At 71.8% G+C, this 12,028-nt stretch carries 12 protein-coding genes; 6 read left to right on the plus strand and 6 right to left on the minus strand.

Annotation, left to right across the window (positions count from 1 at the left end; translation table 11 throughout):
* Nucleotides 1-10: 10 nt before the first annotated feature.
* Nucleotides 11-1,018 (plus strand): LacI family DNA-binding transcriptional regulator, encoded by a 1,008-nt coding sequence (locus ABT053_RS00805; RefSeq protein ID WP_350966706.1) that lies wholly within the window; start codon nucleotides 11-13, stop codon nucleotides 1,016-1,018.
* Between the two features lie 86 nt (nucleotides 1,019-1,104).
* Nucleotides 1,105-2,094, plus strand: coding sequence for a phosphotransferase family protein (locus ABT053_RS00810; protein ID WP_350966707.1), 990 nt, complete (start codon nucleotides 1,105-1,107; stop codon nucleotides 2,092-2,094).
* A gap of 169 nt (nucleotides 2,095-2,263) precedes the next feature.
* On the opposite strand, the gene ABT053_RS00815 is transcribed toward ABT053_RS00810, so the two are convergent.
* From ABT053_RS00815 to sigK, 4 genes are all read right to left on the minus strand, one after another.
* The gene (locus ABT053_RS00815) at nucleotides 2,264-2,668 is read right to left on the minus strand and encodes a YkvA family protein (RefSeq protein WP_350966708.1); all 405 of its coding nucleotides are present in this window, start codon (nucleotides 2,666-2,668) and stop codon (nucleotides 2,264-2,266) included.
* A 5-nt stretch (nucleotides 2,669-2,673) separates the two neighbouring features.
* Nucleotides 2,674-2,811 carry a hypothetical protein gene (locus tag ABT053_RS00820; protein ID WP_350966709.1) on the minus strand — a complete coding sequence of 46 codons (138 nt, stop codon included), beginning with the start codon at nucleotides 2,809-2,811 and terminating at the stop codon, nucleotides 2,674-2,676.
* A gap of 276 nt (nucleotides 2,812-3,087) precedes the next feature.
* On the minus strand, nucleotides 3,088-3,894 hold the full coding sequence (locus ABT053_RS00825; protein WP_350966710.1) for an anti-sigma factor: 807 nt from the start codon (nucleotides 3,892-3,894) through the stop codon (nucleotides 3,088-3,090).
* Nucleotides 3,891-4,481: an ECF RNA polymerase sigma factor SigK gene (gene sigK / locus ABT053_RS00830; protein ID WP_350966711.1), complete on the minus strand. Its 591-nt coding sequence runs from the start codon at nucleotides 4,479-4,481 to the stop codon at nucleotides 3,891-3,893. Before sigK ends, ABT053_RS00825 begins: the two co-directional genes overlap by 4 nt.
* Before the next feature lie 94 nt (nucleotides 4,482-4,575).
* Between sigK and ABT053_RS00835 the strand changes: the two genes are divergently transcribed.
* Nucleotides 4,576-5,793, plus strand: a complete 1,218-nt coding sequence (locus ABT053_RS00835) for an FAD-dependent oxidoreductase (protein ID WP_350966712.1) — start codon at nucleotides 4,576-4,578, stop codon at nucleotides 5,791-5,793.
* A 65-nt stretch (nucleotides 5,794-5,858) separates the two neighbouring features.
* Nucleotides 5,859-7,190 carry a class II 3-deoxy-7-phosphoheptulonate synthase gene (locus ABT053_RS00840; RefSeq protein ID WP_350966713.1) on the plus strand — a complete coding sequence of 444 codons (1,332 nt, stop codon included), beginning with the start codon at nucleotides 5,859-5,861 and terminating at the stop codon, nucleotides 7,188-7,190.
* Between the two features lie 246 nt (nucleotides 7,191-7,436).
* Here ABT053_RS00840 and trxA read toward each other — a convergent pair whose 3' ends face one another.
* Nucleotides 7,437-7,808: a thioredoxin gene (gene trxA / locus ABT053_RS00845; RefSeq protein ID WP_329083319.1), complete on the minus strand. Its 372-nt coding sequence runs from the start codon at nucleotides 7,806-7,808 to the stop codon at nucleotides 7,437-7,439.
* 429 nt (nucleotides 7,809-8,237) lie between these two features.
* Here trxA and ABT053_RS00850 point away from each other — a divergent pair, with 429 nt between their 5' ends.
* A complete protein-coding gene (locus ABT053_RS00850; RefSeq protein WP_350966714.1) occupies nucleotides 8,238-10,445 on the plus strand; it encodes a fibronectin type III domain-containing protein in 2,208 nt (735 codons plus the stop codon).
* A gap of 239 nt (nucleotides 10,446-10,684) precedes the next feature.
* Here the strand turns inward: ABT053_RS00850 and ABT053_RS00855 are convergent, their stop codons facing one another.
* On the minus strand, nucleotides 10,685-11,119 hold the full coding sequence (locus tag ABT053_RS00855) for a MerR family transcriptional regulator (protein ID WP_350966715.1): 435 nt from the start codon (nucleotides 11,117-11,119) through the stop codon (nucleotides 10,685-10,687).
* Nucleotides 11,120-11,169: 50 nt separating this feature from the next.
* Here ABT053_RS00855 and ABT053_RS00860 point away from each other — a divergent pair, with 50 nt between their 5' ends.
* The gene (locus ABT053_RS00860; RefSeq protein WP_350966716.1) at nucleotides 11,170-11,967 is read left to right on the plus strand and encodes an MBL fold metallo-hydrolase; all 798 of its coding nucleotides are present in this window, start codon (nucleotides 11,170-11,172) and stop codon (nucleotides 11,965-11,967) included.
* Nucleotides 11,968-12,028: the final 61 nt, after the last annotated feature.

Consider the following 12,028-nt stretch of genomic DNA (forward strand, 5'->3'; position numbering starts at 1 on the left):
GCACAGACACATGAACGGCGACCGTCGTCCGACGCTCGAGGCGGTCGCGGCCCTGGCCGGTGTCGGCCGGGGCACGGTGTCGCGGGTCATCAACGGCTCGCCGAAGGTGAGCGAGAAGGCCCGCGACGCCGTGCTACGGGCGATCCAGGAGCTGGGATACGTCCCCAACCGGGCGGCCCGCGCGCTGGTCACCCGGCGCACCGACACCGTGGCGCTGGTCGTGTCGGAGTCGGAGCTGCGGGTCTTCGACGAGCCGTACTTCGCCGGGACCATCCGCGGCATCGGCTCGGCGCTGTCCGAGACCGGCCTGCAGCTGATCCTCGCGATGGCGCAGTCGGAGCAGGAGCACGAGCGCCTGGAGCACTACCTGACCGGGCAGCACGTCGACGGGGTGCTGCTGATCTCCCTGCACGGCGCCGACCCGCTGCCGGGACGGCTGGAGGCGATGGGCGTGCCGACCGTCATCGGCGGCCGGCCCGTCGGCCTCACCCCCTACAGCTACGTCGACGTCGACAACCGGGCCGGGGCCAGGCAGGCGGTCAAATACCTGCTGGGCAGGGGCCGCCGCCGGATCGCCACCATCGCGGGCCCCCAGGACATGGGCGTGGGCGTCGACCGGCTCGCGGGCTACCGCGACGCGCTGCTCGCGACCGGCGTGAGCGAGATGGTGACGTACGGCGACTTCAGCGAGGAGAGCGGCATGGAGGGGATGCGCAGGCTCCTCGCCGAGCACCGCGACCTGGACGCCGTCTTCACCGCCTCCGACCCGATGGCGCTGGGCGCGATGCGGGTGCTGCGCGAGGAGGGCAGGTCGATCCCCGGCGACGTCGCGGTGATCGGCTTCGACGACTCCCCCGCCGGGGCGCACTCCTCCCCCGCCCTCACCAGCGTGCACCAGCCCACCGAGTCGATGGGCAGGCAGATGGCCCACCTGCTCGTCGCCCGCATCAACGGCGAGCAGCTGGAGCAGCCGGTGGTGATACTGGACACCCACCTGATCGAGCGCGGCTCCGCCTGATCCGGTCCGCCCTCCGCCCCTGCCTCGCCGCGCTACCGTTCCCTCAGGCAACACCGAGGCAGGACAAAGGTAGGACAAGGCAGGAAATGGACAGCAGGACGAAGCGCCCCCTCACCCCCGCCGAGCTCGACGCGCTGGTGCGCCGGGCCCTGGACGCCGGAGTCTCCTCGGCCACCGAGATGACCGACGGCTTCGCCAACGCCGTGTGGCGGCTCGTCCTGCTGGACGGGCACGAGGTGGTCCTGAAGCTGTCGCCGCCGCCCGAGCTGGAGCAGCTGAGCTACGAGCGCGACCTGCTGCGCACCGAGGCGATGGTCTACGGCCTGGCCGGCCCGGCGGGGGTGCCGATCCCCGAGCTGCTGCGCGCCGGGTTCGACGACCCGGTGCTGGGCGGCGACTACCTCGTCCTGTCCGCCCTCGACGGGGTGCCGTGGAACCAGGCGAAGCCGTCGGAGGCGGACCGGCGGGCCCTGCGCCGGGAGCTCGGCGGCCATCTGGCCCGGCTGAACGCGATCACCGGCGACGTCTACGGCTACCCGTACGCGGGCCTGACCGGCGGCACCTGGCGGGAGGCGTTCCTGACGATGACCGGCGCGCTCCTGGCCGACGCGGGCCGCTACGCCACCCCGCTGCCGAGGCCGGTGCCCGAGATCGCGGCGGCGATCGCGTCGGGCGCGGGCGCGCTGGACGAGGTCGAGACCCCCTGCCTGGTCCACTTCGACGTCTGGCCGGGCAACGTCTTCCTGACCCGCGGCGAGACGCCGCGCATCCAGGCGATCATCGACCACGAGCGGGCCTTCTGGGGCGACCCGCTCGCCGACTTCGTCACCCCGACGATCTTCGGCGAGCTGGACGAGTCGGACCCGATCGTCGCCGGATACCGCGACGCGGGCGGCGTCGTGGAGTTCACCGGCCCCGCCCGCACCCGGATGGCCCTCTACCGCCTCTACCTCTCCCTGATCCTCCTGGTCGAGAACGGCCCCCGCCAGTACCCGGAGAAGGAGTACGCCTCCCTCCGCGACCGCTCCTTCGCTGCGGCGCTCAGGGCCCTCGACGTCCTCTCGACGACACCGTGACCGGAGCGGCTCACATGGCCGGAGCGGCTCGCATGACCGAGGCCACTCACACGACCGAGGCCACCCGCGTGACCGGGCCGACTCGTCACGGGACCGGAGCCGCCCGTCACGCCTGCGGCGCTGGGAAACGCGGCTTCCGGCCGTCAAGCCCCGTCGTCAAACCTTGCCTTCAAGCCCCGCCGACGAGGCGACGGACGACGGCCAGTCCCTCCGGGGTGCCGGGCCAGTGCCCGGCCAGCGCCTCGGGTCCGGCACGCCTGACGACCGAGCGCAGGACGAAGGCGACGATGATCGCGTCGTCGGCGTAGCCGAGCACCGGGATGACGTCGGGGATCAGGTCGATGGGCAGCGCGAGGTAGCCCAGCAGCAGCCAGAGCCGCACCCGTACCCCGCGCGGCAGGCTGCCGTCGCGCGCGAGCCTGGCGACCAGGCGGAGCAGGTCGGGCAGCAGGCGCAGCGTCTCGCTCAGCGCGGTGCCCCTGGGGCGCGCCACCACCAGGAAGGCGGCCAGGGCCAGCCAGAGCAGCAACAGGCCGCCCGCGACCCCCGCCACCATCCTCCAGAACTCGGACATCTGGGTCAGGCCGCCCAGGCCCGCAGCACCGTCAGGGCCGTCAGTGCCGCGTCCGGCGCGGCGCGCGGCGGCGTGATCGACCGCGTCGTCCGGGTCGTCCGGGTCGTCAACAGGCCCCCCTGAAGGGCCACGAAGATCGCCAAGGTCGGCTCCCCGGGATCGGCATGCCGACAGCATAATCTCCTGGATCGTACGGTCCGCCACAGGAGCGGTGACGTCATGGCAGCCTCGGCGGACCGGTCACCTGGCGCGGACGATCACGCCGGAACACACCGCGCCCCTCCCCCGCGTCCCCTCAGAGCGGTTCGCGGCCTCGGAGCGGTCCGCGACCTCCGCCGCGCGGCGTGGCGGGCCCGGCCCCGGCCGGGGCCCGGCGAGGGGGCCGCCCCTCGCCGCGCGTCCGGGTGCCGGGATCCCGCTCAGGTGGAGGGGAGGTCGGCGATCATGATGGGGGTCGTGGTGGGCTGGTCGGAGCCCCCGGCGGGTTCGACGGTGAGGCCGACCCGCTCGTCGCCGCGCAGGGGGGTGGCGAGGACCGGGACGACGCTGCCGTCGGCGGCCCGTTCCAGCAGCCCCGCCGGGCGGACGCCGTCTCCGCCCATCATCCACAGCTCGTAGACCCGGGAGCCGGGCAGCGGCGGCAGGCCGCTCGCGGTGAAGAGCATCCTGCCCTGGGAGGGCGCCATCACGACGACGCCGGTGCCCCCGGAGGAGACGCGCTGCCTGACGGTCTCGGCGTCGGGGGCCGCGATCACGGCGACGACCTGCCGGAGCTGCTCGCGTTCCCTGGCGGCGTCGACCGCGGTGACGCCGAGGATCACCGCCGCCGCGGTCGACACCGCGGCGAGGCCGGCCAGGATCCGCCCGCGCCAGGGGGAGGCCGGGCGCAGCGGCACCACGTTGTCCCCCCGCCCGGCTGGTTCGGGCTGTTCGGGCCGCTCGGGAGCGACGGAAGGCGTGGGAGGCACGGGAGGCGCGGCCCGGCGCTCCAGGATCGGCGGTTCCTGCCGCACCTCGGCGATCCGCCTCATGACCCGGGCCTTCATCGCCCGGGGAGGGGGTTCGGTGGCGCCCAGGGCGAGCCGGGCGGCGGTCTCGGACAGGCCGCGCACCTCGACGGCGCAGGCCTCGCACCGGGACATGTGCTCCTCGAAGAGCGCCGCGTCCTGTTCGGGCAGCGCGTGCAGCGCGTACGCGCCGGAGAGGGTGTGGAGGTCGTCGTTCATTTCTCCACCCCCATGCAGTCGCGGAGCCGCACCAGGCCGTCGCGCATCCTCGTCTTGATCGTACCCAGCGGCACCCTGAGGAGCCCGGCCACCTCCGGGTAGCTGTAGCCGCCGTAGTAGGCCAGGGTGACGGCCTGTTTCTGCAGGTCGGTCAGGCCGCCGAGGCAGCGGCGCACCCGCTCGCCCTCCAGCCGGGTGGTCACCGTCTCGGAGACCTGGTCGTAGGGGATCTCCCCGGACATCCTGGAGACCCGTTCCTCCCTGTCGGTGGAGGCCTGGGCGGAACGGACCCGGTCGACGGAGCGGCGGTGGGCCATCGTCATCACCCACGCCAGGGCGCTGCCCCGGGTCCTGTCGTACCGGGAGGCGGTGCGCCAGACCTCGACCAGGACCTCCTGCGCCACCTCCTCGGCCTGCGCGCGGTCGCGCACGACCCGGCGCGCGAGACCGAAGACCGGGCCGGCCAGCAGGTCGTAGAGCCGCTCGAAGGCCTGCTCCTGCCCGAGGGCGACCTGGGCCAGCAGGTCCTCCAGGCCGGGGGGATCGTCGGGATCCGGCGTTCCCGCGGGGTCGCGTTCTGTCCTCACAGTTCGCAATTCGACACTGGATGAGGGGTGGATTGCCAGCGAACCTGTTTTCTTCCGGCGGATCCTGTGTCAGAATTTCACTAGGTGATGAATTATGAGACGAAACACATGTGTGATCGCCGGGGGTGGCCCGGCGGGCGCGATGCTCGCACTGCTGCTCGCCAGGGCCGGCGTCGAGGTGACGCTCCTGGAGAAGCACGACGACTTCCTGCGCGACTTCAGGGGTGACACCATCCATCCCTCGACGCTGCAGATCCTCGACGAGCTGGGCCTGGCCGAGGATTTCCATCGGCTCCCGCACCGCAAGGCGTACGGGATGGAGATCCACACCGACGACACCACGGTGCCGGTCGCCAATCTGAGGAGGCTTAAAGGCAAATATCAGTACATAGCCTTCGTGCCGCAGTGGGAGTTCCTCGACCTGCTGACCACCGCCGCCAAGCGCTACCCCAACTTCCGCCTCCTCATGGAGACCGAGGTGCTCGGGGTGATCCGCGAGGGCGACGCGGTGCGCGGGGTCCGCTACCGGGACGCCTCGGGCGAGCACGAGCTGCGCGCGACGCTCACCGTGGCCGCCGACGGCCGCCACTCCGACGTACGCCGGTCCGCCGGGCTCGTCCCCGCGGAGCACAGCGCCCCCATGGACGTGGTCTGGTTCCGGCTGCCGCGCGAGCCCGGCGATCCCGGCGTGACGTTCCTGAGGGTGTCCAGCGGCCACATGATGGTGTCGATCAACCGCGAGACCTACTGGCAGATCGCCTACCTGATCCCCAAGGGAGGCTTCGAGGCCCTGCGTTCCCGGGGGATCGAGGCGATCCGCGAGCCGGTCGCCAGGCTCCTGCCCTTCCTGGCGGACCGGGTCGGGCAGCTGCGGGACTTCGAGGCGGTCAGCGTGCTGTCGGTCGCGCTCAACCGGCTGCGCCGCTGGCACCGCCCCGGCCTGCTGGTCATCGGCGACGCCGCGCACGCCATGTCGCCGATCTTCGGGGTCGGGATCAACCTGGCCGTACAGGACGCGGTCGCCGCCGCGAACCTGCTGGCCGGGCCGCTCGCCGCCGGGGCGGAGATCCCGGAGTCGCTGCTCGCGAGGGTCCAGCGGCGGCGCACCCCGCCCACCGCCGTCACCCAGCTCGCCCAGCGCGTCGTCCAGGCCCGGCTGATCCGGCCGACGCTGAGCGGGCGCCCCCGGCAGGTACGGCTGCCGCGCGACATCTCCCGCCTGCCCCTGATCGGCTTCCTGGCCAGGCGTTTCGTCGGGGTTGGGATCCTTCCGGAGCATATTTCCAGCCCGGTAAAATCTCACCAGGTATAAAGACCTTCTCACTCCGTGGACATTCGGGTCTGTTCGAAGAGCCGGTTGCAATAGCCTGGTATGTCGTGAGCATCAACCTCGATTCCTGGCGGCGGCTGCCTGCGGCGCAGCAGCCCGAGTGGCCCGACCGCGGCGAGCTGGACAAGGTCGTCACCGAGCTGAAGGGCCTGCCGCCCCTCGTCTTCGCGGGCGAGTGCGACAACCTCAAGGCGGACCTGGCCGCGGTGACGCGGGGCGAGGCCTTCGTCCTCCAGGGCGGAGACTGCGCCGAGACCTTCGGCGGCGCCACCGCCGACGACGTGCGCAACAAGCTCAAGACGCTGCTCCAGATGGCCATCGTGCTGACCTACGCCGCGAAGGTCCCCGTGGTGAAGATCGGCAGGATGGCCGGGCAGTACGCCAAGCCGCGTTCGAAGAACTTCGAGACCCGCGACGGCGTCGAGCTGCCCGCCTACCGGGGCGACATGGTCAACGGCTTCGACTTCACCGCCGACTCCCGCGTCCCCGACCCGTGGCGGCTGCTGCGGGCCTACCACTCCTCGGCGGTGACGCTCAACCTGATCCGCGCCTTCACCAAGGGCGGCTACGCCGACCTGCGCCAGGTCCACGCCTGGAACCAGGACTTCGTGATCGAGTCCCCGGCCGGCAAGCGCTACGAGCAGCTCGCCCGCGAGATCGACCAGGCCCTCGCCTTCATGCGCGCCTGTGGCGCGGAGCCCGAGGAGTTCCACACCGTCGAGTTCTACTCCTCGCACGAGGCGCTGATCCTCGACTACGACCAGGCGCTCACCCGGATCGACTCGCGGACCGGCCGCCCGTACGACGTCTCGGCGCACATGGTCTGGATCGGCGAGCGCACCCGCCAGCTCGACGGCGCCCACGTGGAGTTCTTCGCCAGCGTCCGCAACCCGATCGGCGTGAAGCTCGGCCCGACGACCAGCGCCGAGGACGCCCTCGCGCTGATCGAGAAGCTCAACCCGGACAACGAGGCCGGGCGCCTCACCTTCATCACCCGGATGGGCGCGTCGAAGATCCGCGAGCACCTCCCCGAGCTGGTGGAGAAGGTGACCGCGAGCGGCGCCCAGGTGGCGTGGATCTGCGACCCCATGCACGGCAACACCTTCGAGGCGCCCAGCGGCCACAAGACCCGCCGCCTGGACGACGTCCTGAACGAGGTGGCGGGCTTCTTCGAGGTGCACCGCGCGCTCGGCACCCACCCGGGCGGCGTCCACATCGAGTTCACCGGCGACGACGTCACCGAGTGCGTGGGCGGCGGCGCCGAGATCGTCGAGGACGACCTGGCCAGGCGCTACGAGACGGCCTGCGACCCGCGCCTCAACCGTGGCCAGTCGCTCGACCTGGCCTTCCGGGTGGCCGAACTATACCGTTCCGTCTGACCCTCCCGGCCTCGGGGCCGTCCCGGCGACCGCCGGGGCGGCCCGCTCAGGGCCTCCCGGGACGGGATCCGCGGGAGCGCTCCGGCGATCCCCCCGGCCTCCTGGAGAGGCCCCCGGAGAGGCCCGGCCTGACCGCTCAGAGAGGGACCCGGGAGACGCCTTCGAGCGCTCAGGCCCCGGTCATGCGAAAGCCCCGCGCCGCCGGAGGAAGAGATCCGGGGGCGCGGGGCTTTCGCGATCCGGGCATCAGCCCTTCTGGGCGCCCAGCTCGTTGGCGAGCTCGGCGCGGATCGCCTCCATGTCGAGCGCGCGAACCTGGCCGATGAGGTCCTCAAGGGCCGGCTCGGGCAGCGCGCCCGGCTGGGCGAAGACGACGATGCCATCGCGAATGGCCATGATCGTCGGAATCGAGGTGATCTCGAATCCCTGCGCGAGCGCCTGCTCGGCCTCGGTGTCGATCTTGCCGAACTTGATGTCGGTGTGCTTCGCCGACGACTTCTCGAAAATCGGTCCGAAGGTGCGGCACGGTCCGCACCAGGCCGCCCAGAAGTCCAGCAGGACGATCCCCTCATCGGCGATGTCGTTGAAGTTCTTCTCGGTTACCTCGATGGTGGCCACCGGTGGCTCCTCCTGTCGTTCACGTCTGTATGGCTGGCATAACCACTTCCCCTCCCCGCGCATTCCATCCCGCCACCCCGCCACCCCACCGGGTCGCGGGAACCCGCCGGGCCGATGACCGCGACCGGGAGCGATGAGCCAGGACGCCCGCTCCCGTAACCGATCCGGCCGCCGGACGCCCCCCGGATACGACGCACGACCCCCGGGCGCGGCGCACACCTCCGAAACTTTCCGGGCGGCGGGCCTCCAAGGGGAAAGACGTCTTACTTTCAGCTAGTTTCCGAAAGTTTTAACAGCAGCGCAAACCCTCTTCCAGCTCAGAGGCTCGGAAAAAAATCGATCTTCGAAATGTTTCGGTGTCCGTGTTGACGCCTTTCGGCCGCATTCCCAGACTGATCGCCAACACCCCACCCGGAAGGGAGAGCCCCAGTGATCATCGGCTTGACCCGCTTCAAGATCCCTTCGAGGGTCGTCGCGCTGGCGGTGGCGGCGATGCTCTCGGTCACCGGCGTGGTGGCTGTGACGACCCCCACGGAGGCCACCGCCACCTCCTCAGCCGCGGCCTCAGCCGCAGCCGCCGGAGTCGAGAACGAGGGTGCCGACTGCGCGGTGACCGGCCTGCCGGACGCGGGATCGCTGCCCACCAACTCCAGGCTCCCCGACCCCTTCAGGAAACTGAACGGCACGCGCATCTCCGCCAAGTCCGAATGGCGGTGCCGCCGCGAGGAGATCAAGAAGCTGGCGGAGAAGTTCGTCTACGGCGAGAAGCCCGTCAAGCCGGCCACCGTCACCGGGACGGTCTCCAGCACCGGCATCACCGTGAACGCGTCCAGCAACGGCAGGAGCTCCAGCTTCTCCGCGAGCGTCCAGCTGCCGAGCGGCACCGGCCCCTTCCCCGCGGTCGTCGTCCTGGGAGGATTCGGGGCGGACACGGCCGCCATCAGGGCGGCCGGTGCCGCGGTCATCAACTACGACCCCTACGCCGTCGGGCGTGAGGGCACGCCGCGCAACAACAAGCAGGGTGCCTTCTACAGCATCTACGGCTCCTCCAGCAGCACGGGACTGCTCATGGCCTGGGCCTGGGGGGTGAGCCGGATCATCGACGTCATCGAGCAGTCGAACGGCACCGTCCTGCGGGCCGACGCCACCGGCGTCACCGGATGCTCGCGGTTCGGCAAGGGCGCCTTCGTGGTCGGCGCGTTCGACCAGCGCATCGCCCTGACCATGCCGATCGAGTCCGGCAGCGCCGGTGTGCCCATCTTCCGCGGGATTCCCGGGGAGGGCGCCCAGAGCCTCAGCAGCGCCTACGGGGAGCAGCCGTGGCTGGGCGACGCGTTCGGCTCCTTCACCGGCAGCCCGGCCAGGCTTCCGGTGGACACCCACCAGATGGTGGCCATGGTCGCGCCGCGAGGCCTGTTCGTCATGGACAACCCGCACATCGCCAACCTCGGCCCCCGTTCGGCCAGTGTGGCGGCCCTGGGCGGAGCGGAGGTCTACAAGGCGCTCGGCGCGGGAGAGAACATCACCTACTGGTCCGACGTCCAGGACGGCAGCCACTGCGCCAACCGGTCCGAGTGGCGGACCCCGTTGCAGCAGAACATCCAGAAGTTCCTCCTGAAGACGGGCAACGCCCCCGGCGCGATCAGGATCTCGTCCAGGGCGTCCGGCAACCTGGCCGAGTGGCGTGACTGGCAGACCCCGGTCCTCGGCGACTCCGGCGACACCACCCCGCCGAGCACCCCGGGCACCCCGGCCGCGTCCGGCGTGACCGCCACGGGCGCCACCCTGACCTGGGCCGCGTCCACCGACCAGGGCGGTTCCGGCCTGGCCGGCTACGACGTCCACCGCGAGCAGGGCGACACCGACCCGCGGCTCGGGCAGTCCACCACCGCCTCGATCACCCTCACCGGGCTGACCGCGAACACCCGGTACCAGGTGTACGTACGGGCACGCGACGGCGCGGGCAACCTGTCCGGCGCCTCGCAGCCGGTCACGTTCACCACGGCCACCGGCGGCGGTGGCGACACCTCGCCGCCGACGGCACCGGCCGGCCTGGCGGCCTCGGGAACCACGTCCACGGGCACGACCCTGAGCTGGACGGCCTCCACGGACGACACCGGCGTCGCCGGCTACGACATCCTGCGCGCCCCGGGCGCGAGCGGCGGCACGTTCACCCAGGCCGGCACCTCGGCCACGACCTCGTTCGGCGACACGGGCCTGACCCCGAGCACCACCTACCGCTACCAGGTCAGGGCGCGGGACGCGGCGGGCAACACCTCGCCGGTCTCCAACACCGCGGAGGTCACCACCCAGCCCGGCACGTCCACCGGAGCCTGCGCGGCCGTTCCGACCGTGCAGACCCAGTGGAGCACCGGGTACGTCGTCCAGCCGCTCACCGTCACCAACACCGGCACCTCGGCGATCACCGGATGGACGGTCACCTTCACGCTGCCGTCCGGGCACACGCTGACCGGCTCGTGGAACGGCACCGCCACCGTGAGCGGGCAGACGGTGACCATCGGGAACGTCGGCCACAACGGCGCCCTCGCCCCCGGGGCGAGCACCGGCGGCGTCGGCTTCCAGGTGAGCCGCCCGAACGGCAACACCGCGCTCCCGTCCGGATACACCTGCGCCTGACACGGCGGGACCTCCGCGGGGCCACCGGCCGCGCGGAGGTCCCACGGAGAGCCCACGGAGATCTCACGGAGGCCCCACGGAGACCCCACGGAGGCCCGGCGAAGGTCCCACGGAGGTCCGGCGGAGGTCTGGCGAAGGTCCGGCGAAGGTCCGGCGAAGGTCCGGCGAAGGTCCGGCGAAGGTCCGGCGAAGGTCCGCGTCAACGCCTCGCGACCCGGGTCAGCGCCTCGCGGCCCGGGTCAACGCCTGCCGCCCCCCGGAGGCGTACGCGGGTTCGGCCGCGAAACTCGCGGGCTTTCGAAGCTGCGCTTGAAGTCGGGGCACGCCACGAGCGGTTCGTGCGTGCACGTCGAGGCGTGGTGGAGACCGTTGCGCATCCGGGTGAGCCGCGCGATGTCCTCCTCCAGCTCCCGCGCCTTGTCCGCCATCCGCGCGCGCAACTCGGTGTCGCCGGGCGTGGCGCGCAGCAGCCTGGCGATCTCGGCGATCGTGAACCCGGCGCCGCGGGCGCAGGCGATGAGGGCGAGGCGCTCAAGGACGTCGGGCCGGTAGACGCGGCGCAGGCCGTTGCGGCCCGACGAGGCGATGAGGCCCCTGTTCTCGTAGAACCGCAGCGCGGAAGGCGCCAGCCCGGAACGCTCGGCCACCTCGGCGATGTCCAGCGACGTCTCCATCTCCACACCTCCTTGACTTGAAGCACGCTTCAAGTCGCATGCTATCCGCCATGAACATCCACCACCTCAACTGCGGGTCGGTACGGCAGATCGAGGCCACCTACGAAGGCCCGTCCCCCGCGCACGCCGTCAACCACTGCCTGCTGGTCGAGACCGACTCCGACGGGCTCGTCCTCGTCGAGACCGGCCTCGGCCTCGACGACGTCCGCGACCCGGGCCACACCCTCGACGCCGACTGGGTCGAGATGGTCCAGCCCGTACTGGCCGAGGAGGAGACCGCCGTACGCCAGGTCGCCCGGCTGGGACACTCACCCGACGACGTACGCCACATCATCGTGACCCACCTCGACGTCGACCACTGCGGCGGCCTGCCCGACTTCCCGGAGGCCCGGGTCCACGTCCTCGCCGCCGAGCTGGAGGCGGCGACCGCCGAGGCGCCCGGCTCCCGCTACCGCCCGGCCCACTGGGCGCACGACCCGAAGTGGGTTACTTACACCCCCGAACCGGGCGAGGAGTGGTTCGGGTTCACCTCCGTCCAGCCGAAGGGCCTGCCACCGGAGATCCGGCTGGTCCCGCTCGGCGGTCACACCGCCGGCCACACCGGAGTCGCCGTACGTGAGGGCGATCGCTGGCTCCTGCACTGCGGTGACGCCTACTACTACCACCGGGAACTGGAGGACGATCCGCACCCGCACCCCCTGCTCGACATCGTGCAGACCCGCTCGGAGGTCCACCGCGACCTGCGGCTCGGCACCCAGGCCCGGCTGCGCGAGCTCGTCCGCGACCACGGCGACGAGGTCTCGGTCTTCAGCGCCCACGACCCGTGGGAGCTGGACCGCTACCGCTGACCCCGGACATGGCGCGGACGGCCGGGGGCACGCGGGGCCGCCCGCACCGCGCGCCTCCGGG

Origin of the sequence: Streptosporangium sp. NPDC002524 (genome assembly GCF_040295985.1) — a bacterium.
In the GTDB taxonomy this organism is placed as follows: domain Bacteria; phylum Actinomycetota; class Actinomycetes; order Streptosporangiales; family Streptosporangiaceae; genus Streptosporangium.